16 protein-coding genes are annotated in these 22,684 nt (G+C 70.0%); 7 read left to right on the top strand and 9 right to left on the bottom strand.

Annotated elements, in window-relative coordinates; all coding sequences use genetic code 11:
- Window positions 1–213 precede the first annotated feature (213 nt).
- Window positions 214–1,014: an SDR family oxidoreductase gene (locus IG90_RS0116815; RefSeq protein WP_030584455.1), complete on the top strand. Its 801-nt coding sequence runs from the start codon at window positions 214–216 to the stop codon at window positions 1,012–1,014.
- A 158-nt stretch (window positions 1,015–1,172) separates the two neighbouring features.
- Window positions 1,173–3,164 (top strand): serine/threonine-protein kinase, encoded by a 1,992-nt coding sequence (locus tag IG90_RS0116810; RefSeq protein WP_030584453.1) that lies wholly within the window; start codon window positions 1,173–1,175, stop codon window positions 3,162–3,164.
- Between the two features lie 40 nt (window positions 3,165–3,204).
- Here IG90_RS0116810 and IG90_RS0116805 read toward each other — a convergent pair whose 3' ends face one another.
- A complete protein-coding gene (locus IG90_RS0116805; protein ID WP_030584450.1) occupies window positions 3,205–3,696 on the bottom strand; it encodes a hypothetical protein in 492 nt (163 codons plus the stop codon).
- A gap of 10 nt (window positions 3,697–3,706) precedes the next feature.
- Entirely contained in the window at window positions 3,707–4,159 is a 453-nt protein-coding gene (locus IG90_RS0116800) for a VOC family protein (protein WP_030584448.1), read from the bottom strand.
- A gap of 92 nt (window positions 4,160–4,251) precedes the next feature.
- Here IG90_RS0116800 and pip point away from each other — a divergent pair, with 92 nt between their 5' ends.
- Complete coding sequence (pip, locus tag IG90_RS0116795) at window positions 4,252–5,220, top strand: prolyl aminopeptidase (RefSeq protein ID WP_030584445.1); 969 nt, start codon at window positions 4,252–4,254, stop codon at window positions 5,218–5,220.
- Between the two features lie 54 nt (window positions 5,221–5,274).
- Here pip and IG90_RS44320 read toward each other — a convergent pair whose 3' ends face one another.
- The gene (locus IG90_RS44320; protein WP_124264505.1) at window positions 5,275–5,766 is read right to left on the bottom strand and encodes a hypothetical protein; all 492 of its coding nucleotides are present in this window, start codon (window positions 5,764–5,766) and stop codon (window positions 5,275–5,277) included.
- Between the two features lie 80 nt (window positions 5,767–5,846).
- The gene (locus tag IG90_RS0116790) at window positions 5,847–12,152 is read right to left on the bottom strand and encodes an RHS repeat-associated core domain-containing protein (protein WP_233435991.1); all 6,306 of its coding nucleotides are present in this window, start codon (window positions 12,150–12,152) and stop codon (window positions 5,847–5,849) included.
- Between the two features lie 417 nt (window positions 12,153–12,569).
- Between IG90_RS0116790 and IG90_RS39485 the strand changes: the two genes are divergently transcribed.
- Window positions 12,570–15,173, top strand: a complete 2,604-nt coding sequence (locus IG90_RS39485; RefSeq protein WP_233435990.1) for a VCBS repeat-containing protein — start codon at window positions 12,570–12,572, stop codon at window positions 15,171–15,173.
- A gap of 476 nt (window positions 15,174–15,649) precedes the next feature.
- Here the strand turns inward: IG90_RS39485 and IG90_RS0116780 are convergent, their stop codons facing one another.
- Both IG90_RS0116780 and thpR read right to left on the bottom strand, forming a co-directional pair.
- Window positions 15,650–16,639: an aldo/keto reductase gene (locus IG90_RS0116780; protein WP_030584440.1), complete on the bottom strand. Its 990-nt coding sequence runs from the start codon at window positions 16,637–16,639 to the stop codon at window positions 15,650–15,652.
- Between the two features lie 366 nt (window positions 16,640–17,005).
- Complete coding sequence (gene thpR / locus IG90_RS0116770) at window positions 17,006–17,602, bottom strand: RNA 2',3'-cyclic phosphodiesterase (RefSeq protein ID WP_030584438.1); 597 nt, start codon at window positions 17,600–17,602, stop codon at window positions 17,006–17,008.
- A gap of 102 nt (window positions 17,603–17,704) precedes the next feature.
- Between thpR and IG90_RS0116765 the strand changes: the two genes are divergently transcribed.
- Window positions 17,705–18,289, top strand: a complete 585-nt coding sequence (locus tag IG90_RS0116765) for a Uma2 family endonuclease (RefSeq protein ID WP_030584435.1) — start codon at window positions 17,705–17,707, stop codon at window positions 18,287–18,289.
- A 65-nt stretch (window positions 18,290–18,354) separates the two neighbouring features.
- On the opposite strand, the gene IG90_RS0116760 is transcribed toward IG90_RS0116765, so the two are convergent.
- Both IG90_RS0116760 and IG90_RS0116755 read right to left on the bottom strand, forming a co-directional pair.
- A complete protein-coding gene (locus IG90_RS0116760) occupies window positions 18,355–19,689 on the bottom strand; it encodes an MFS transporter (RefSeq protein WP_030584432.1) in 1,335 nt (444 codons plus the stop codon).
- Window positions 19,690–19,825: 136 nt separating this feature from the next.
- Entirely contained in the window at window positions 19,826–20,266 is a 441-nt protein-coding gene (locus IG90_RS0116755; RefSeq protein ID WP_030584430.1) for a MarR family winged helix-turn-helix transcriptional regulator, read from the bottom strand.
- A 135-nt stretch (window positions 20,267–20,401) separates the two neighbouring features.
- On the opposite strand from IG90_RS0116755, the gene IG90_RS0116750 reads away from it, so the two are divergent.
- Complete coding sequence (locus IG90_RS0116750; protein ID WP_030584426.1) at window positions 20,402–20,611, top strand: hypothetical protein; 210 nt, start codon at window positions 20,402–20,404, stop codon at window positions 20,609–20,611.
- Here the strand turns inward: IG90_RS0116750 and IG90_RS0116745 are convergent.
- Window positions 20,604–22,058, bottom strand: coding sequence for an NCS2 family permease (locus tag IG90_RS0116745; RefSeq protein WP_030584422.1), 1,455 nt, complete (start codon window positions 22,056–22,058; stop codon window positions 20,604–20,606). The two genes, IG90_RS0116750 and IG90_RS0116745, sit on opposite strands and share 8 nt — an antisense overlap.
- A 242-nt stretch (window positions 22,059–22,300) precedes the next feature.
- On the opposite strand from IG90_RS0116745, the gene IG90_RS0116740 reads away from it, so the two are divergent.
- On the top strand, window positions 22,301–22,603 hold the full coding sequence (locus IG90_RS0116740) for a DUF2530 domain-containing protein (protein ID WP_030584420.1): 303 nt from the start codon (window positions 22,301–22,303) through the stop codon (window positions 22,601–22,603).
- Window positions 22,604–22,684 lie beyond the last annotated feature (81 nt).

The raw sequence follows: 22,684 nt of genomic DNA, 5'->3' as shown, positions 1-22,684 counted from the left end.
GGCTCCCGATCATCCCGACCGCATCGCGACATGCGGCGTTCGTCGCGGTTTCCGCTGTCCACGCTGGGAGCGGCCCCCGCCACGGGGAGACACGAAGATCGCGTCAGCCCACCAGGAAGACGGGTCACCGCAGGTCAGCGCGGGCGCACGGGTGCCGTCCGCGTGACCGGAAAGGCCATTGACGTACGCGTACGGGTCACGAAGGATCACCGCGTGACGACCACCGGACAGCCTTCGCCCACCCCCGGCACGACCCGCCCCATCGCCCTGATCACCGGCGTCGGCCGCAGCATCGGCATCGGCGCGGGCATCGCGCGTCGGCTGGCGGCCTCCGGCTGGGACGTCGCCTTCACCTACTGGACGCCGTACGACCGCCGCATGGACTGGGGCGCCGAGCCGGGGGCCGCCGAGTCCATCGCGAAGGAGCTGGCGGAGGCCGGTGCCCGCACGGCGGCGATCGAGGCGGACCTGTCCGGCCCCGACGCGCCGACGCGCGTCTTCGACGAGGCGGAGCAGCGCCTCGGCGGACCGGTGACCGCGCTCGTCCTCTCGCACGCGGAGTCGGTGGACTCGGGGCTGCTGGACACCACCGTGGAGGCGTTCGACCGGCACTTCGCGGTGAACTCGCGGGCCAGCTGGCTGCTGATCCGCGAGTACGGGCTGCGCTTCCGCAGCGCACCCGGCACCGCGACGGGCCGGATCGTCGCGCTCACCAGTGACCACACCGTGGGCAACCTCCCCTACGGCGCGAGCAAGGGCGCCCTGGACCGCATCACGCTGGCCGCCGCGCACGAGCTGGCCCACCTCGGGGTGACGGCGAACGTCGTCAACCCCGGCCCGGTGGGCACCGGCTGGATGACCGAAGACCTGCGGGAGGCCCTGGTCGGGGGCACCCCGCTCGGCCGCCTCGGCACCCCGCAGGACACCGCCCACCTGGTGGACTTCCTGTGCTCGCCCGAAGGGCAGTGGGTCAACGGCCAGTTGCTGAAGAGCAACGGCGGCGCGGCTTCCTAGCCAGGGCCTGTCCGACGATGGACGGGAATCGTCGGACAGGCCCTGGCCCCCGCCCGCACCGCCGGTCGCCGGAGCGCGAGCCGGCACGTCACTCCAGGATGTCCGCGCATGACGGAGCGTCTAATCTGGCGTGGTCCATGTAGTGCACAGGGGGTCGTATGCACGACGAAGACAGGGTCGGCAGAGCGGGCGACGGGCATGACGGGCGTTCCGCCGACCGCCGGGCGGACGACGTCCCCCGCACCGTGATCGACGGCCGCTACGAGCTGCTGGAGCCGATCGGCAGCGGCGGGATGGGCGAGGTCTGGAGGGCCCACGACCGGCGGCTGCGCCGGTTCGTCGCCGTCAAGGGCCTGCTCGACCGGAACGCCATGACCGCGGCCACCCAGACGGCGGCGCTGCAGCGGGCCCGGCGCGAGGCGGAGGCCATCGCGAAGATCGAGCACCAGAACGTGGTGACGGTCCACGACCAGGTCGAGACCGACGACCAGGTCTGGATCGTGATGAAGCTGCTCGAAGCGAGGTCCCTGGGCGACCTGCTGAGCAGCGAACACGTCCTCGCCGTGCCGAGGGCCGCCACCATCGGCCTCCAGATCCTCCAGGGCCTGCGGGCGGTCCACACGGCCTCGGTCGTCCACCGCGACGTGAAACCGGGCAACGTCCTCGTCCGGGACGACGGCCTCGCGATCCTGGTGGACTTCGGCATCGCCACCTTCGAGGGCGCGGACCGGGTGACCCGGACCGGCAGCGTCATCGGCACCCCCTCCTACCTGGCGCCCGAGCTCTTCGCCCCCGCCTCCCCGGGCCCCACACCGGCCTCCGACCTGTGGGCGCTGGGGGTCACGCTGTACGAGATGGTCGAGGGCCACGTGCCCTTCGCCGGGCACGAGGTCTGGGAGGTCCAGGAGAACATCCGGCAGTCGCCCGATCCGGCCCTCCGGTACGCCGGGCCCCTCGCCCCGGTCATCCAGGGGCTGTTGATCACGGACCCCCGGGAGCGGCTGGACGCGGCCACGGCGGAGGCGATGCTCCGCGAGGTGCTCGGCGACCCCGCCGCACCGAACGCGGCCCGGGCCGCATCGGCGACGCACCCGCGGACGGCGGTGTCCACACCGAACCCCTCGACGGCCGCGCCCGGTCCGGTCGTGCCGCCTCCTCCGGCGCCTGTGGCGCCCGTGCCTCCGGCGGCGAGCGGACAGCGCTCCCGGCGCCGGGGCCGGAAGGTGGCCGCGGCGGTGGTGTGCCTGGCTCTGCTGGCCGGTGCGGGCTGGCTGGTCTCGCAGGGCGACGGCAAGGACGGCGACCGGGCGGGCTCGGTGCGGGGCCAGGGCGAGGGCCCGGCCGGCAGCGGCAGCAAGGAGCGGTGGAAGGACACGCACCCCACCCTGGAGATCGGTGTCAAGGACGACCAGCCCGGGCTGAGCAAGTTCGACGAGGAGACGCGTACGTACAAGGGCTACGACATCGACCTGGCCTACGCGATCGCCGAGAGCATGGGCTACGGCAAGGGCGAGGTCGCCTTCACCACGGTCGCCACGGACTACCGGAGCACCGCGCTGAAGACCAAGCAGGTGGACCTGGTCATCGCCTCGTACAGCATCACCGACGACCGCAAGACGGCCTCGCCCGGCGGCTACAGCGTCGACTTCGCGGGCCCGTACTACGAGGCGAGCCGCGTCTTCCTGGTCCGGGAGAAGTCGAGCAAGTACACGATCAACGACTCCAGCGACCTGGCGGACCTGGGCGTGGAGGTGTGCACGGCACGGGAGTCGACGTACGAGCAGGCGCTGCCGAAGCAGGGCTTCACCATGGCGAAGTCGCAGCCCAACACCTACCAGGACTGCCTGGACAAGCTGCTGGACCCGAAGTCCGACGTGTACGCGGTGGCCTCGGACGACATCATTCTCGCCGGGTACGTCGAGGCCAACCCGGGCAAGGTGCGGCGGCTGGAGAACATCCAGGGCGCGGAGGGCTACGGCGTGGCGATGCGGCCGGAGACCCCGATCCTGAAGGGCGAGGTGTGCGCGGCGCTCCGGACGATCCTGGACGGCAGGATCTGGGAGGACATGTACAAGGAGAACCTGTCGGGCCTCGTGGGCGACAAGAACCCGCCCGGCCGCCCGGACCTGACGGAGTGCAAGGGGTTGTGAGACCTGATCACCACTCCCCGACCCGGCTCAGCGCCACGGCTCACCGCTCGGGGAACCGCTCCCCGCACCGGCTGCAGAAGACCGGCGCGGGGTCCTGCGACAGTCGCCCGCACTCCGGGCAGACCCGGTCCAGCATGCAGGGCCCCTCGCCACCCTCGTACGCCCCGCCCGGCGGCTTGATCGCGAGGCCGGGGCGTCGGCGGTGGACGGTGAGGTACACGAGCCCGTCCGGCCCGGCGGCCAGCGCACGCCGTGACGTGCGGGGCAGCCAGAGGACGGCGCTGGGCCCCAGCTCCAGGACCGGTCCGCCCCCCGCCGTCCTGACGCTCCCCCCGCCCTCCAGCACGACGAGGAGCACATCGAGCACGTCCTCCTGATGCTCACCGACCTCGGCGCCCGGCGGCAGGCGCACCAGGTTGGCGTCCAGCTCCCGCCCCGGCTCGGCCAGATGCCAGAGCGCGCCGCGCTCGCCGGGCTCGGCGGAGGCGAGCAGTTCGTCGAGGACGGCGAGGATCCGGGGAGCGGCGTTCACGGCATCCAGGCTACGCGGCGTCCGGGGTGGGCGCGCCGGCCGCCGCCACGCAGAACTCGTTCCCCTCCGGGTCGGCCATCACCACATGGTGCCCGTCGACCTCCTCCAGCACGGATCCGCCGGCCGCCACGAGCCGCGCGGCCTCCGCCCGGACGCGGTCCCACCGCTCGGCGGGTGTGCCGTGGCCCGCGACCCGCACGTCGATGTGCAGCCGGTTCTTCGCGGTCTTCGGCTCGGGGACCTTGAGGATGGCGAGGTGCGGGCCGACGCCTTCGGGGTCGCAGAGCCAGGCCCCGTCGTCCACCGTCTCGCCCTCCGGCAGGTCGAACTGGGCGAGCCACTCCTCCCGGGTCGCATATGGCGGCGGCGGGGGCAGGTCCACATAGCCCAGGGCCGACTTCCAGAAGCCGGCCAGTAGTCGGGCGTCGGCGCAGTCCAGGGTCAGATCGATGCGTACGGGCATGGGCAGGACCGTACGGGACTCCTCCGACGATCGCATCGGCGTAACGTGGCCCACCGCCCACCCGTCTGCCGTGCCGAGGGGAACGAAACGCCGTGCACCGCGAACCGAACGACCTGTACCCGCCGATCGAACCGTACGACAGCGGCATGCTGGACGTCGGCGACGGCAACCTCGTGTACTGGGAGGTGTGCGGCAACCCGGACGGCAAGCCGGCCCTGGTCGTGCACGGCGGCCCCGGCGCCGGCCGCACGCCCCGCTCCCGCCAGTACTTCGACCCGGACCGCTACCGGGTGGTCCTCTTCGACCAGCGGGGCTGCGGCCGCTCGACACCGCACGCGAGCGACCCCGCCACGGACATGTCGCACAACACCACAGCCCACCTGATCGCCGACATGGAGCGCCTGCGGGAACACCTGAACATCGACAACTGGCTGCTGTACGGGGGTTCCTGGGGATCGACCCTGATCCTGGCGTACGCCCAGGAGCACCCGGAGCGGGTCACGGAGGCGGTCATCCCCTCGGTGACGACGACCCGCCGCAGCGAGATCGACTGGCTCTACCGGGGCGCCGGCCAGCTCTTCCCCGAGGCCTGGGACGCCTTCCGCGCGGGCGTTCCCGAGGTGAGCGACCCGAGCGAGCTGGTCGCGGCGTACGCCCGCCGCATGGAGAGCGAGGACGCCGCCGTGCGGGAGAGGGCGACGGCCGACTGGTGCGCCTGGGAGGACGCGGTCATCTCGATGGAGGCGATCGAGGGCCCGCCCCCGTACAGCAGCTCCCCGGACCACGCCCAGCAGGCGCTCGTCCGGATCTGCTCCCACTACTTCGCCCACGGAGCCTGGCTGGAGGAGGGGCAGCTCCTGGCCCGCGCCCACCGCCTGACCGGCATCCCGGCCGCCCTGATCCACGGCCGCTTCGACCTCGCCGGCCCCCTGACCACCGCCTGGGAACTGAACCGCGTCTGGCCGGACGCCGAGCTGACGATCATCGACAACGCGGGCCACATGGGCGGCACGGAGACCCGGCGGGCGGTGCTGGCGGCGCTGGACGGCTTCGCGGGGTGAGGGACACGCGCGGGCGGCCCGCCGGCTAACCGACGGGCCGCCAGAAGAAGCAGGTCAGAGCTTCATGAGTACGGGAGCGGCCAAGGGCGCCACGAGCAGGAACACATCGACGAGCCCGACGTGCACCCTCCCTCTCCTGCCTGCGACCGCACGCCCGGAAGAGCATTTCCGCTCTTCTTTCAGCCACGTACCGATAAACTTGCGCGCGTTTCGAGCCGACCTTCCACCCAAAAGGCTTTGCGAGAATGACCAAGCACCCTGCTCACCATCCGCACACACGATCACCAACCCGTTGCTTTCACACGTGACCGACAGGCCTTCATCTCTGGATGCAACCATCTCAAGGAATGGCCCTATGTTCCTGATGGACCCATCCGGTTCGAGAATGACCCGCGGTCTGATAGTTCCACGAATAATCATCGCAGAAACAAATCCAGTCACCCAGAGGACGCCTACACCACGGAACCCGTACTTCTCCACGTCCGCGAGGCCGAACAGGACGAGCACAGGACAGAGGGAGAGAATCGCAGCCCACCCGAATACCACCGTCCCCTTCCTTCGCAGGTGGATGGAGCCGTCTCCCCGACGCCTCACGAAGACTCCCGGGACTTTCGTCCACGAAGACCTCACGGGCAATAACCCGCATTAATGCTGCTCGCGGAGGGAGCGCCACAACCCATTCCAGCGAGAAACCCGTTCTGCATGTAGGCGTTTGCCGTGGGGCCCACGTCCGTCCGGGCGGCGTGGCGTGGACGTCCAGCCGCATGCCTCGGCCCTCTGGTGACGACCTTGGGAGACTTCAACCAGCCGCCCGAGGCCCACTTCCCTCCACCCGAAGCCCACCTGCCAGCGACTCCGCCTGCCAGTGTGATGCCTGCTGTAATTGCCGTGCCCTTCCAGTACGCGCCGTCCATCTCGGCACCCGACGCGCCGTCGACCGCGATTCCGGCAAGGATCACCACACCGCCCGCGGCCAGACAGACGCCGGCGGATGCCACAACGCAGACAGTCAGCGCGGCAGCCCCCACGACCGTCTTGATCGTGTCTGCGTTTTCGGCCACCCAACGCACTGGACCGGATTCCTTCAGGTTGGTGGCCGCGTTGTTCCAGTTGCCCTTCATGATGCTGCCGAAGATGCCGTCCTCCTTGCGCTGCTGCGCCGCCGCAGCCCTGGCCCGGGCCTCAGCAGCCTTCTTCGCCTGCGCCTTGGCGGCAGCCGCGTACTTGCGTGCGTGGCTGTCGTCGATCATGTAATGGGCAGGGTTCGCACGGTAGTTGCTGTACCGCCGTTGAGAAACGGTGTCCTTCTTGGGCGTCTGCTTCCACACCCACTTGCCGCTCTTCTTCGTGTAGCCGGCCGTCATGCCCCGCTCGTTGGCCCACCGCTCGTCGTTGTACGAGTTGCCGCCCACCGGGCCGTCCGGGCGCAGGCCCGTCGGATCGGACCTGGTGAGCGGGCTGTTGTGGGCGTAGCTGTAGGCGTTCATCTGCGCCGGGTCGTCGAAGTCGATGACCGGGTCGACGGAGAGGAAGCGTCCCAGGACCGGGTCGTACTCGCGGGCGCCGAGGTGTGTGAGGCCCGTGGGGTCGTTCGTCCCGCCGACGAAGCCGCGGTTGCCGAACGCCGCCGACTGCTCGGATCGCAGGCCGCCGAACGGCAGCTGCTTCCTGCGGGTCAGGGCGAGCGTGCCGACCGCGATGGCCGTCATCGCCGTGCCCTGATGGTCGTTGATCAGGTAAGCGATGGCGTTCCCGTTGCGCACCGCGACCGTGTCGCCGTTGTGCGTGTAGTAGCGGGTCGCGGTCTTCGTGCCGTTCGCCGCGAGGTTCAGCTGATCACCGTTCGGGAGCGTGAGGGTGCTGGACCCGTCGCCGTTCTTCGCGATGATGCGGTTGCCGTCGGCGTCGTAGGTGTAGCCGGTCTGCTTGCCGCCCTCGGTGAGGGTCGCCAGGTGTCCCTCGGCGTCCCAGGTCAGGGACTGGACCGTCGAGCCGATGGTGCGCTTGGTCGTGTTGCCGGTCTTGTCGTACTCGAAGGTGCTCGTACGCCCGTTGTGCGGGCCGCCGGTGACGGAGGCCTGCTGCACCGCGTGCGGCCGGTCGCCGCCGGGGGCCGGCTGGGTGTAGTCGGTGACGGCGTCCGTCGTCCCGGCCGAGGTGGCGTGCTCGGTCTGCTTCGTGCGGTTGCCGAGCTTGTCGTAGCCGTAGCTGAGCCAGTACGCGTCCGGGCCGCCGACCGTGGAGGCCGAGGGGGCCGCCGCGCAGTCGGTCTTGGCCGTCCACGCCTCGGTCAGCCGTCCCAGCGGGTCGTTGGTGAAGCACTGGGTGTCGGTGGATGCCTGTGCGTCCTGGCCGCTGACGCTGGTCACGCCGGTGACGTTGCCCGCCGGGTCGTAGGCGTACGTCGTGTCGTCGACGCGCTGGGGGGCGACGTCCCGGTCGGTCGTCTGCCGGATGACCTGTCCGGTGTGCTCGTCGTAGACCTTGGTCTGGTACGCCTTCTGGTCGAGAGTGGCGCTGTACTCCAGGCGTACCGGCCGGGAGAAGACGTCGTACTGCGTGTTGGCGACGAGAGCACCGCGCTGACCGCTGGTGCGGAACGGCTGGTCGTCGCTGTTGTAGTTGGTCACGACCCGCTCGGCCGGGATGTCGCCCACGGCCGGGTTGAGCGTCCAGAGCAGCGCCCCGGTCTCCGGCTTGTACCCGTACGTCCAGGTGAACGTGCCCGCCAGGCCGCCGGCCGCGGAAGGAACCGTGGTGGTCGTGGACGTCGGCTGGTAGCGGTCGTTGAAGCCGTCGGTCGCCGTGGTGTACGCGGCCCCTCCGGCGTAACGCGTGCTGCTGGTCAGCTGCCCCTTGGCGAGCGTGTCGTAGGTCCACTTCGACAGCGTCGTGCCGCCCTGCTTGACCTCGGTCCTGCGGCCCAGCACGTCGTACTCCGTGGTGAGCGTGACCCCGCGTTCGTCGGTCGTGGTGACCGGCTGTCCGAGGTTGTCGTACGTCGTGTCCGTGACGCCCTTGTCCGGGTCGTCGCTCCTGGTCTTCTGGCCCCGGCTGTCGAACGTTTGGCTCCAGACGTTGCCGTCGGGGTCCGTGACCGTGCTCGGCTCGCTGTACTTCCCGTACGTATACGTCGTCTTCTGGGACGCCGTGCGCTGGGCGTTCGTGTACCGCAGAAGCTCGGTCGTGCGCCCGCGCGCGTCGGTCACCGTGGTGGTGGCCGTTCCGCCCTTCGGGGGGATGACGGTCGTGCGGTCGCCCTCGTACACCGTCTTGCTGCGCCACTGCTCGTCGCCGAACTTCACCGACAGAGCGTCCGTGACCCGGCCGAGCCCGTCGAAGTGGTTCTGCACCGCCGCCGGCACGGTGTTCACCGCGGCGGAGGCCAGCTTCGCCGACGGCGCGCCCTTCGCGTAGTAGGGGGCGTACGTCTGCCAGGCCCAGCCACGGGTGTCGTAGTGGGTCTCGGTCATGATCCGGTCCTGCGTGCCGGTGGCCGGGGCCTGCGTCTGCCGCTCGCGCAGCAGGCCGTCGTAGAGCGCGTAGGTGGTGCGGTAGGCGCGGTTCTGCTTCAGCGTCTTGGTGATGACAGCGTTCGCCTCGGTCCTGGAGATGACGTAGCCGTACTCCGTCGAGGGCTTGTCCTCGTGGGCGGCCTTGGGCCAGCCCGGCTCCCATACCTTCAGGACGCGGCCGAGACCGTCGTGGACGGCGTCGGTGCGCTTGCCGTTCGCGTCCACCGTCGCGGTGACGGCTCCCCGGACCGGGTCGAGAGTGGTCGTGACCACGTGGTCCTTGGCGTTGGTCACGGCGACCGTCGTCGGCGCCTTGAGCGTGGCCGGGGTGTAGGCGGTCCGCGTGGTGGCCCCCAGCGCGTCCGTCGAGGTCTCCTCGCGGCCGTGCTGGTCGTAGGTGTGGGTGGCGGTCGTGAGGTGTCCCGTGCCCTTGGCGTCCTGCTCGTCCAGCCGGGTCACGTCACCCCTGACCGGCGGGGTGGACAGGCTCGTCGCACCGTCGTAGAAGTGCCGCGCGGACGAGATCAGGTCCGCGGGGAGGGACGGCGTGGTGCCGCAGGCCTTGGCCACCGTCTTCGTCTCGGAGACCGTGGTGAGGATGTTGAGCGACGCGTTGCGGGCGTACGTGGTGGTGGTGCACTGCTCGTCGCCCGTCTTCGCCGTGTCCCCGAGCGAGGACTCCGTCAGGGTCTGGCCCAGTGCGTCGAAGGTGCGCTCGGTGCGCGTGGTGCGCCAGCCCGTGCCGACGGCGGTGCGGGTCTGCTCGCTCTTGCCGGCCGTGGCGTACGCGTAGCGGGTGGGCAGCCCTTCGGCACGGGTTTCCGTGGCCGTCGCGGCCGACCGCCACGGTACGTGGCTGGTGGTGGTTTCGAGCTTGCCGCCGTCCCCGTTGTACGTGGCCTCTTCACGGGTCATCCCGGCGAAGGCTTCCCTGTCGGTGACGGAGACGCCTTCGTGGTCCTTGACCGCGGCCCCGTCGATGCCCCGGAAGTAGCGGTACTCCTTGAGAGTCCGCTGGTCGGGTGCGACGCCGCTGCGCACCTGGACGCGGCCGTACCCCTTGCGGTCGCCGTAGGTGAGGTGTTTGGCGTCGGTGAACTCGTCGTCCTTGGACTTGGTCCAGCCCATGCCGTCCAGGTACGTGTAGTCGGTCTGCTTGGCGGGGGCCCCGCCGGTCCGGTCGGTCTCCAGGACCTGGGTGACGACGTAGGTGTGGAACCAGTCGAGGTACGGCTCGTAGTTCGCCGCCGGCGCGTCCGGGGGCGACCACTTCACCGGGTAGCAGCGCCGGGTGTTCGAGGCCGGGGTGGGCACGCTGCCGGCCTTGCAGTCGGCCCCGGAGTAGGTGATGCCGATCGTTCCGCCGGTCTCGGTGTTGATGCCGTAGACGCGGTAGCGCCAGAGCGGCGGCACCGGGTCCGGATCGCCGCCCGTGGTGGCGCCCTCCACCCGGTTCGGCATGGTCTTGCCCATGAAGGTCACGGCGGGGAGCGTGACCGCGCCGGTTCCGCCGTGCCCGGTGCGCGTGATCGATGCCAGCCACAGTGCGGGGGAGCTGCCGTCGCCCGTCGCGGGGAACTGATGGGTGAAGGCCCAGGTGTCCACGGGCTTGAAGGCGGTGCCGACGAGGACCGACGTGTCGATCTTCGTCAGGCGCGTCCGGCTCCAGAAGGACGGCGAGTAGCGGTCCTTGCACTCCGTGCCCGAGGCGCAGTAGCGGTCGAAGGGGACGTCGGGCCAGTTCTTCGCGTGCGCCTTGTCGAAGGTGCCGCAGTCGCTCAGGCAGCGCTCGCTGTTCGTGAAGTCGATCTTGGCGGCAGGCTGGGCGTAGAAGTTGTTGCTCCGCAGGCCGTACTCGATGCGCTTCAGGGAGCCGCCGCGGATGTACGGGGTCGCGGTGGACGCACCCGTGCTGGGGTTGACGTTGCGGCCGTAGTAGTTGGTCTCCTCGTCCCAGTAGTACGTCATGGCGTCGCCGTGCGGGTCGATGACCGCGTCCAGGTTCCAGCGCCAGGCCTGCTGGCACCAGGCGTCCTTGAACGCCGCCGCGTAGCAGGGCTCGTCCGGCTGGTTGCCGTAGACCGGTACCGTCCAGGTGGAGTTGGTCTCGTCCTTGCCGGCGGCCCAGCCGGACGGGCGGTTGTAGCCGAAGTAGTAGCGCGTACCGTCCGGGGTCGTCACCCGCCAGTGCTCACCGTCGTTGTCGCCGTTGGCCCGTGCGGTGCTGGCCAGCTTCTCGGCCTTGGTGCCGTCGTCGTTCTCCAGGTGCCATTTCCCCGTGGTGGAGTCCTTGATCAGGGTGTTGGACCGGCCGCCCAGGTTGATGACGGCGTTGTCCTTCTTCCAGCAGAGGTCGCCGACCTTGGCCGTGGTGGTGCTGTTCTTGGTGTCGTCGGTGCAGGAGACGTACTGCCGCTCGATGTAGCCCGGCTCCATGGACCAGCCGTCGCCGATGGCGTTGGCCTGGTTGTTCGTCGAGGCGGTGCGGCCGTCGACCGACTGCGAGGAGTAGCCGAGCTTCAGGTCCGGGACCGCGCTGCCCGCGACGGCCGGTGCGGAGATCGGGTACGTCCAGGAGAACGCGCCGTTGGAGCCGCCCGCGGACCAGGACGCGGAGGGGGAGAGGGATGTGGCCTTGAAGCTGCCCGACGGGCCCCCCGCGGTGGCGGTCGCGGCCAGCAGCACGGTGCCGCCGGAGACGGCACGCGCGCCTGCCTTCGGCGCTACCGGGTCGGCGGTCGCGGCTCGGGAGGCGGTGGCCTCGGTGGCGGCGGGCAGATCGACGGCCGCCTCGATCGAGCCGGCCTTCACGTCGTTGGTGGTGGGAAGGGGCGTGCCGGTGGCGCAGCCCTTCTTGCCCGGGGTGTTCAGCGCACAGGCCGGAAGCGTCTTCAGCGTGAGCCGGGAGGCCCAGTCGCCGCCGTAGGCGTGCCGGAAGTCCGCGTAGTCGACCTTGACGTCCACCGTGCCTTCGGTGCCTTCCGCGGGACGGAGGGCCAGCACGATGCCTTCGACGCCCAACGACTCGGTGGTGGCGCGGTCGAGGACCTGGACCTGGACCTTCCGCGGACCGGGCTTCCCAGGCGCTTCGGAGGCGGATCTCCGCGAGGGGGCCTTGGACGACTTCTCCGCCCCGGGTGCGGAACGGCTCACGCTGACGGGCAGTGAGCCGGCTTTCACCCGCGCGCCGGTCTCGCGCAGGGAGGACGTCGCTGTGCCGGCCTCGGGCCAGGTGACGTCGGGCTTCTTCCATGGATGCCGCGCGGTCCGGTCGGGCTTCGCCGGCCCCCGCCTCTCGACCTCGCCGGTCTTGACCGGGTCAGGCTTCTGCAGCCTCAGCAGGTCGAGTTCGGCGGCTGCCGCGATCGGCGCCCCCAACAGTCCGGCGAACATGAGCGCGGCCAGCGTGGCCGCCACCGGTTGCGCCCGTCTTCTCAAACGTCCCCTGCTGACGCCCCCACCCGAAACCATGCGCAGAACTCCCCACCTATTACTCAAAGGCCATAGCTGAGCACGGAAGTTAGCAGGATTTTCGCAGCATCAGCACAGGGATGGGGTAACGACTTGACGCACCCTCACCCACACCGAAAGAAAACATGCGCAATTCATTGGCATATGAAACAAAGATGGCGAAATAAAGACCGCAGGCCGCAGGAGCTGCGACAACGTCACAGGGGAGCCACTTTCATCACGCTTCCCTCACGTTCTAGGGTGCGACTCGAACTGATCCGGGAGGGGACTTCTTCAATGGAACTATTGCGACGCAAGGCCAGATGGAGAACAAAGGGGGGAATCACGGGCGTTGCGGCCCTCGCCGCACTCATGACGCTCGGCGTGCCCCAGCAACTGCCCGACGCCTCCGCCGCGGAGCCCGACGGCGCCACGATCTCGGCGGGGCAGAAGCCGGACCCCGAGGCCGCGGCACAGGCCGAGGCCGCGGAAACCGGCCGGCCGGCGGAAGTCCTCAGTCAGCGCACCGAGACGACTCAGGTGTTCGCCAACGCGGACGGGACTTTCACCCAGGACACCTACGCGCTACCGCAGTTCGTACGCCAGGACGGCAGACTCGTCTCGATCGACACCACGCTGAAGTCACGCCCGGACGGCTCCCTGTCGCCGAAAGCCACCGAAGTGGACGTCCGCCTGTCCGGCGGCGGCGAAGGGCCCCTGGCGACGGTGATACGCGACGGCCGCAGCATGTCCTGGACCTGGCCCGACGCACTGCCCGAACCCGAGGTCGACGGCGACACCGTGACCTACGGCAACGTCCTCACCGACGTCGACCTCAAGGTCAAGGCGAACCCCGCGGGATTCACCAGTCTCCTGGTCGTCAAGACCCCCGAAGCCGCCGCGGATCCGGCACTCGGGCAGGTCCATTTCGGCCTGGAGACAGACGGCCTGAAGGCGAGCACGGACGCCCACGGCAACTTCACGGCGGTCAACCCGGCGGGCGAGACGGTCTTCACCGCGCCCTCCCCCATGATGTGGGACAGCAGCACCGCCGCGGCGCCGACCGCTGCCCTCTCGGCCCGCAGCGCTCCCACCGGACCGCCGCCGCCCGCCGATGAGTTCGAGCCCGGATACGGTGCGCAGCAGGCGAACATGGGGCTCGCGGTCACGGACGGGAAGCTGCGCCTCACCCCGGACCAAAACCTTCTGACGGGCAAGGACACGCGGTACCCGGTCCTACTGGACCCGGCCGTCTCCGGCTCCCGCCACTCCTGGACGATCGCCTACAAGCGGAACCCGAACAGCTCCTACTTCAACGGGGCCAACTGGAACGGCGCCAAGGGCACCACGACCGCCCGCGTCGGGTACGAGAACGAGACCAACGGCCTGGCCCGTTCCTACTTCCGCATGAACTCGTCCAACCTGTGGTCCACCAAGAAGATCGTTTCGTCCTCCACCTTCCGGATCAAGAACACCTGGTCCTGGTCGTGCACGAACAAGCCCGTCGAGCTCTGGGCGACCAGCGCGATCTCCGCGTCCACCACCTGGAACAACCGGCCCGAGCGGCGCAAGAAGCTGGACACGGTCAACGAGTCGCTCGGCTGGGGCTCGAACTGCCCCGCGGGTGATCTCGCCTTCGACGTGACAGCGGCGGCGAAGGACGGCATCGCCAACAAGTGGAACACCCTGACCTTCGGGATGCAGGCACCCGACAGCGATGAGAACAACGTCTTCGGGTGGAAGAAGTTCGACGCCAATTCGGCCAAGCTCTCCACGGTGTACAACACGGTGCCCAATGCGCCGAACAGCCTGGACACCATCCCCAGTTCGGGTGGATGCGACACGGTGGCCCCGTACACGACGATCGGGAACACCGACGTCACCCTGACCGCGAAGGTCTCCGACGCCGACGGCGGAACGGTCCGGGCCCAGTTCCGCCTCTGGCGGGCCAACCAACTGTCCGGCGGCACCGAGATTTTCAACCAGATCGTGTCCGCCACGTCCGGCACCGTCGCGAAGGTGAAGGTGCCCAAGACGACACTGCAGGCGCATCTGGCGGCGGCGGGCGGCAACTTCGGCTGGAAGGTCCAGACGCTCGACTCGACCGCGAAATCCGCCTGGGTACCGACCACCATCTGCGGCTTCACCTTCGACCCGACACGGCCCAGCACGCCGCCCAGCATCAGTTCCGCGGAGTTCCCCGACGGTTCCGACGGCTGGCCGGCGGCGACCGGGAAGGCCCGTACCGCCGGTACGTTCATCCTCGGCAACGGCGGCGTCAACGACGTGAAGTCCTACGAGTACTGGACCGACTGGGACCGCACCGTCCGCACGGTCGCCCCCAGCGCCGACCTCGACGGTGACGGCCGGATCGACGCCAAGCTCGTCCTGACACCGCCCTCGGCCGGGTCGCAGCGGCTCTACGTCCGCAGCCTCGACGCGGCCCAGAACCGCTCCGACCGAGCCGCCTACCTCTTCTACGCCAACGGTCTCTCCATCCCCGACAAGGCCGGCGACCTCAACGGGGACGGCAACGCCGACCTCTACGGCGTGCGCGGCAGCGGCGAGCTGTGGCTCTACCCCGGCCAGGGCAACGGCTACGTCGGAACCGGCGTCATGGCGAGCAACAGCGACTTCGCCGGAGCGAGCATCAGCCACCGCGGGGACTGGACCGGTGACGGGTACGAGGACCTCGTCGCGGCCATTCCCGGGGAGGAGGGCAGGACCCTCCAGCTCTACCCGAACAACGGGGCCGGCTGGGGCTGCTCGGCACGCGACGAGCAGGCCGACGGGCACTCCCGCGCCTGCCAGTACGACCGTCAGGAACTCGCCGTCTTCGACGACGCCAACAACCACTGGGCGAACGCCGACCAGATCCTCGCCGTCGGTGACGTGGACGGCCCCCTGGACACCGACGGCGACGGCACCGCGGACGTCCCCGGATACCCCGACCTCCTGGTGAAGGAGGGCAACTTCCTGTGGCTGTAATTCGGTTCCGCGTCGTTCTACCTCGACGACTCGCAGGCGCCCGTCCTGATCGGCGACGGCTCCTGGTCGTACTACGACCTGGCGGCGCCGGGTGACCGCACCGGCAACGGGCGGGTCGATCTCCTCGCACGGCACAAGACCGGCGGGGAGCTCCGCCTCTACGAAGGCACCGGCCCGGCGGGCCAGGGCCTGGGCAGCGGTCCCGCCTCAACCGTCATCGGAACCGGCTGGTCCCGCACCCACCGCCCGCTGATCACCGCTTTCCCCGACGCGGGCTCGGACGGCAAGGCCGATGTCTTCGCCACCGGCGGCGACGACAAGCTCTACGTCTACCCCAGCATCTCCGGCAAGGGCGTAGCCGTCGGAACCAGCGGCTGGCTGGACTTCCAGGCCCTCAGCTGACGGACGGGCCGAAAGCACCGGGGGCCTCCCGTCACCGCGACGGGAGGCCCCCCGTTCTCTCCGCGCTCACGTCCCTACCAGGCGAACGCCTCCGGCGAAGGCCCCGGGCCCGGGAAGATCTCGTCGAGGCCCGTGAGCACGGCCTCGGGGAGATCCAGTTCCAGGGCGCGCAGCGCGCTGTCCAGCTGGTCGGCGGTGCGCGGGCCGACGATCGGGCCCGTGACCCCGGGGCGGGTCAGCAGCCAGGCCAGGGCCGCCTCGCCGGGCTCCAGGCCGTGCTTGTCGAGCAGGTCCTCGTACGCCTGGAGCTGGGCGCGGGTGGCGGGGTCGGCCAGGGCGTCGGCCGCGCGGCCCGAGGCGCGGCGGCCGCCCTCGGTCGTCTTCCTGATCACGCCGCCCAGCAGGCCGCCGTGCAGCGGCGACCAGGGGATGACCCCGAGGCCGTACTCCTGCGCGGCCGGGATGACCTCCATCTCGGCGCGGCGCTCGGCGAGGTTGTAGATGCACTGCTCGCTGACCAGGCCGAGCGAACCGCGGCGGGCCGCCTGCTCATTGGCCTGGGCGATCTTGTAGCCGGGGAAGTTCGACGAACCGGCGTAGAGGATCTTGCCCTGCTGGACCAGCACGTCGATCGCCTGCCAGATCTCGTCGAAGGGCGTGTTCCGGTCGACGTGGTGGAACTGGTACAGATCGATGTGGTCGGTCTGGAGGCGCTTGAGCGAGGCGTCCACCGCCCGCCGGATGTTCACGGCGGAGAGCTTGTCGTGGTTCGGCCAGGCCTCACCGTCGGCGCCCATGTTCCCGTACATCTTGGTGGCCAGGACCACCTTGTCGCGCCGGCCGCCGCCCTGGGCGAACCAGGTGCCGAGGATCTCCTCGGTGCGCCCCTTGTTCTCGCCCCAGCCGTAGACGTTGGCCGTGTCGAAGAAGTTCAGACCCGCGCCGAGCGCGGAGTCCATGATCGCGTGACTGTCCGACTCGTTGGTCTGCGGGCCGAAGTTCATCGTCCCGAGAACGAGCCGGCTGACCTTGAGTCCCGTACGTCCGAGCTGTGTGTACTTCATGACCCCCAAGCCAACTCCTTCGAGTCCACTCCAGGCAAGCATGAGTCCGGGACGCGCCGGGGCCGCCGGCCGACACGTCTCGCCGACCGGCGGCCCGCCGGTCTCAGAGCCTGTCGGGTGGCCTTCGATCGAAAAAGCGGACGCGGCCCGGTGCGTGCGATTCCAAGGCGCCGAGAGGTCCTCGTAGCGGAGCTACCAGGACATCTCGGCAACGCCGGAAGCGTGCGTGCCAGGCGCGGCCGCCCGACAGGCTCTCAGCCGCCGAGGGCGGCCCCCACGGCGACGACGACGAACATCAGCACGAGCACGGCCGCCATGATGCGGTTTCTGGTCTTCGGGTCCACCCTTCGAGCGTAACGGCTCCGCTCACCGTCCCAGCGGCCAGGCCCGCACCGTCTCGTAGCGCGGCTGCTCCCCCGCCACCCCGGACACCGGCGGGTTGCTCCGTTGGAGACTCAGCTCCCCGGCCTCCCAGCGCTCCCCCTCGAACCCCGCCAGCGCCGCGGCGAACGGCCTCAGGTCCGCCTCGCCCCGGCTCCGGGCCAGCGTGAGGTGCGCGGTGAAGCGGTGGTGCTCCTCCATCGGCAGCCCGGCCCGCCGGGCGGCGGCGTCGGCGCGCTCGGCGAGCAGCCGCAGCGTGTCGAGCCCGCCCGCCGCCCCGGCCCACAGCGCCCGCCCGCCGAAGTGCCCCGCGCCGTGAACCCGGAGCGCGAAGGGGTCGGTGCGGTGCGCGGCCCGCTCCAGGCGCGCCTCCAGCTCCGGCCGTACGTCCTCCGGCACCTCGCCGTAGAACGCCAGCGTGTAGTGCCAGCCCTCGGGGCCCGTCCAGCGCAGGTCCCGCGCGCCGGGCAGGCTGTGGAGCGGTGCGACAGCCGTACGGAGTCCGGCTACCGCCCCGGCCGGCGGGAGGACGGCGGCGAAGAGGCGCTGGGTGGGCGGACGACCGGGATCGCGGCTGTTCATGCGCACGAGTCTGGCAGGTCCGGGCGTGTCCGGGAGGCCGGGCCTATCGTTGGACTACGCGGCTGCCCGCACGCCCGTGCGGCAGCGGGGAGGAGCGGCACGATGACCGTCGTAGACACCGACAGGATCGACATGGCCGACACCAGCGATGAGTTCACTCTGGACGAGATGTTCGAGTGGCTTGAGCCCACCCCCGAGGGATTCAAGATCGAGATCGTCGAGGGGACCGTCCACATGTCGCCGCAGCGGGACACGCACTGGAAGATCATCCGCCGGATCGTGCGTGCCCTGGAGGACAGGTTCGGGATGGACGTGGGCGCGCTCTCGGACGTACGCATCGACTTCGGCGAGGGCAACGGATTCGCCCCGGACGTGGTGAAGCTCTTCGACCAGGCTCGCAAGGACAGCCGTGGCCGCTGGCTGCCCGAGCACGTCGAGTTCGTGGGCGAGGTCATTTCCAAGGGGACGGCCGCAGCCGACTACGGGCCCAAGAAGGACGCCTACGCAGCGGCCGGTGTACCCGTCTATCTCATCGTCGACCCGTACACCGGCCGCTGCTACCTCCACTCGGAGCCGAAGGACGGCGGCTACCACAAGAAGCTCGTCGTCGACTTCGGCATCGACGTCGACCTGACCGGGACCTCCGTGGACCTGGTCCTGAAGACCGACGCCTTCCCCCGCGACTGACCCCGCCCGGGGCACACGAAGAACGCCCTCCTCCCGGTCCGGGAGGAGGGCGTTCTTCGTGCGGGTCAGGCCGCCGTCGCCAGCCGCTCGCGCGGGACGAAGCGGACGTGCGGGCGGCCCGGGCGGAGGTCGACCTTCAGGCGGAGGCCGCCGACGCGGGCGAGGGCGAAGCCGACGCCCAGGGCGGCGACCACCGAGATCGCGCCGCCGGCCGCGAAGCCGGTGCGGGCGCCGTACGTGTCGCTGATCCAGCCGACGATCGGGGCTCCCACCGGCGTACCCCCGGCGAAGACCATCATGTACAGGCTCATCACCCGGCCCCGCATCTCCGGGTCGGCGGCCATCTGGACGCTCGTGTTCGCGGTGATGTTCGTCGTCAGGCCGAGCATGCCGATCGGGACCAGCAGGATCGAGAACAGCCAGACCCACGGGGACAGCGAGGCGGCGATCTCCAGCAGTCCGAACGCCGTGCCCGCCGCCACCAGCATCCGCAGCCGGGTGGAGCGGCGGCGGGCCGAGAGCAGTGCGCCGGCCAGCGAACCGGCCGCCATCAGGATGTTGAAGAACGAGTACATGCCCGCGCCGCCGTCGAAGATCTCGTCGGCGTAGACGGTCAGCCAGATCGGGAAGTTGAAGCCGAACGTGCCGACGAAGCCGACCAGGACGATCGGCCAGATCAGCTCGGGGCGCCCCCGTACGTAACGCAGGCCCTCGCGGAGCTGCCCCTTGGCGCGGGGCACGGTCACCGAGGCGTGCATCTCGTCCCCGCGCATCATCAGCAGACCGATGAGCGGGGCCAGGAAGGACAGGCCGTTGAGCAGGAACGCCCAGCCGCTGCCGACCGTGGTGATCAGGACGCCCGCGACGGCCGGTCCGATGAGCCGGGCGGACTGGAAGTTCGCCGAGTTCAGGCTGACCGCGTTGCGGAGCTGCGCGGGGCCGACCATCTCGGAGACGAACGACTGGCGGGCCGGGTTGTCGACGACGGTCACCATGCCGAGGAGGAAGGCGACGAGGTAGACGTGCCAGACCTCCACGACACCGGCCAGGGTCAGGGCGGCCAGCGCGATGCCGCACAGGCCGAGCATGGCCTGGCTGACGAGCAGGATCTGCCGCTTCGGGAGGCGGTCGGCGATGACGCCGCCGTACAGGCCGAAGAGCAGCATCGGAAGGAACTGCAGGGCCGTGGTGATGCCCACGGCGGTGGCGGAACCCGTCAGGCTCAGCACGAGCCAGTCCTGCGTGATGCGGGACATCCAGGTACCGGTGTTGGAGATCACGGCGCCCGTGGCGAACAGGCGGTAGTTACGGATCTTCAGCGACGAGAAGGTCCCGCCGGTCTTGCTCTCGTGGGTGGAAGTCGGTGCGGGGGCGGAGTCTGCTCCGGATCCCGTACTCAAAAGGGTTCGCCTCCTCGGCGTCTGCGGCGTGCGGTCCGACGAGGACGTGACGACGGGCGCTCCGGCGGTGATCCCGGCCGGTCCGGATGACGTGCTTCCGGTCCGGCGGCGGGTCACCGTCGACGCGCCCGTGGGGTCACAGGTGGGCGAGCTTCTCCAACACGGGCGCGGCGGCCCGGAGCGTCTCCCACTCGTCCTCGTCCAGGCCCTCGGCGAGGTGGGACAGCCAGGCGTTCCGCTTGGTGCGGCTCTCCGCGAGCATGGCCTCGGCCCGCTCGGTCTGGCTGACCCTCTTCTGCCGACGGTCATCGGGGTGCGGTTCCAGCCTGACCAGCCCCTTCGCCTCCAGCAGCGCGATGATGCGGGTCATCGACGGGGGCTGCACATGCTCCTTGCGGGCCAGCTCACCGGGGGTGGCCGAGCCGCAACGGGCAAGGGTGCCGAGCACCGACATCTCGGTGGGGCTCAGCGACTCGTCGACACGCTGGTGCTTCAGACGTCGGCCCAGCAGCATCACGGCGGAGCGGAGGGAGCTCACGGCGGCGGCACTGTCGCCGTCGTGGATCAGGTCAGGCATGTTTGTTAGCGTAACTCATTACCCAAACTAAATACCACCCGGGTGGTACACGCGCGAGAAACTGATCACCCGAACGAGTGAGTTGGAAGCGGAAAGTGACGCACGGAGCGCTCCGGGGCGGCGACCCTGCTGGACATGGGATCGACAGTGCTCAGCCTGCGGATAGACGGTGAGCTGCTCGACCGGCTCCGGCAGCACGCCGCGAAACGCGGAATGAGCGTCCAGGACTACGTGGTCCGGACGCTCGTTCGCGACGACTTCGACGAGCGCTTCAAGGCGGCCGTCGAGGAGACGGAGAAGTTCTACGGCGACTCCAGGAGGAGCGTGACGCCACCGATCACGTGAGACCGAGCGCCGGCATCGCGTAGTAGAAGACGAACACCGCCGAGACGACGTACATGGGCACCGGCACCTCACGGCCGCGGCCGGCCGCCAGGCGCAGCACGGAGAAGGCGACGAAGCCGATGCCGATGCCGTTGGTGATCGAGTACGTGAACGGCATCATCACCATCGCGAGGAACGCCGGGACCGCGAGCGTGTAGTCGCTCCAGTCGATGTCCCGCACCGAGCCCGCGATGATCAGGAAGCCGACCGCCAGCAGCGCGGGAGTGGCCGCCTGCGAGGGGACCATGGTCGCCAGCGGCGTGAGGAACAGCGCCACCGAGAAGAGCAGACCGGTCACCACGCTCGCCAGTCCGGTGCGGGCCCCCTCGCCGACGCCCGCGGTGGACTCCACGAAGCACGTGGTGGCGGAGGAGGAGCTCGCACCGCCCGCGGCGACCGCGATGCCGTCCACGAACAGCACCTTGTTGATGCCGGGGAAGTTGCCGTCCTGGTCCATCAGCTTCGCCTCGTCGCCGACGCCCAGAATGGTGCCCATCGCGTCGAAGAAGCAGGACAGCAGCACGGTGAAGACGAAGAGGACGCCGGTCAGCAGCCCGACCTTCCCGAACCCGCCGAACAGGCTGACCTCGCCGAGCAGACCGAAGTCCGGCGCGGAGACCGGGTTGCCCGGCCACGACGGCGCCGTCAGACCCCACGCCCCGTCGGGCAGACCGGCCACCGCGTCGATGACCAGGGCGAGGGCCGTCATGGCGACGATCGAGATCAGGATCGCGCCGGGCACCTTGCGCACGATCAGCGCGAGCGTGAGCAGTGCGCCCAGGACGAAGACGAGGATCGGCCAGCCGGTGAGGTGGCCGTCACCGCCCAGCTGGAGCGGCACGGTGGTGTGGGCGGCGTCCGGGATGCGCGAGACGAAACCCGAGTCGACGAGGCCGATCAGCAGGATGAAGAGGCCGATACCGATCGCGATGCCCTTGCGGAGCGACTTGGGCACGGCGTTCATCACCCGTTCCCGCAGCCCGGTGGCGACCAGCAGCATCACCACGATGCCCGCGAGGACGACCATGCCCATCGCGTCCGGCCAGCTCATGCGGGGGGCGAGCTGGAGCGCGACGACGGTGTTGACGCCGAGGCCGGCGGCGAGCGCGATCGGCACATTGCCGATGACGCCCATCAGCAGCGTGGAGAACGCGGCGGACAGCACGGTGGCGGTGACGAGCTGCCCGTTGTCGAGCTGGTTGCCGTACATGTCCTTCGCGCTGCCCAGGATGATCGGGTTGAGCACGATGATGTACGCCATCGCGAAGAACGTGGCGAACCCGCCACGGAACTCGCGGGCGACGGTCGACCCCCGCTCGGAGATCCTGAAGAACCGGTCCAGGCTGCCCTGGGGCCGCGGAGCCGAGGGGGGCGGGGAGTCGACCGGAGCGGTGGCCGAGGGGGGCATGGGTGACCTCAGTCGTACGTAGGGAGGTAAGGCGCGGGGTGGAGCAGAGGGACCAAGGTGATCGAAATTGGATGTTCAGACGAACAATTCGAGCCATCCCAAAGCAGATTCAGTATGAATACATCAGGCGAAGATCGCTATCTCCGCGCGTAGACCCCTGCCCCACCGGACCGCCACCCGCCGATCGAGCGGCCCGCCACCGCCGATCGAACAGCCCGCACGGGGCCCCATACACTGAGTCCATGGAGAAGTGGACACCGAAGCACGAGGCGCCGGAACCCCTGGAGGGCCCCGTCGTCTCCACCGTCGTCGGCGGCACGATCCTCTGGCTCGTCCTCTTCCTCGCCCAGCTCCCCTTCTACGACTGGTTCGCCGACCGCGGCCACACCTGGTGGGTCTGGACGCCGCTGGCCGGCGCCGGACTGGGCCTGATCGGGATCTGGTACGTCCGCGGGCGCGACGCCGCCCTCAAGCGGCACGCGGCCCGGGCCGAGGCCAAGGACGCCGTCGGGGCCGAGGCGGCGGACGACGCCCTCGGCCGCTGAGCCGCCGGCCCGAAACGTTTCGGCCGCTGAGCCGCCGGCCCGTTTCCGTACGACCACAGGACCGACTTCGTCCTCCCCTGG

This window comes from Streptomyces anulatus (genome assembly GCF_000721175.1).
GTDB classification, from domain to species: Bacteria; Actinomycetota; Actinomycetes; order Streptomycetales; family Streptomycetaceae; genus Streptomyces; species Streptomyces anulatus_C.
This window is presented reverse-complemented; position numbering and strand designations above follow the sequence as displayed.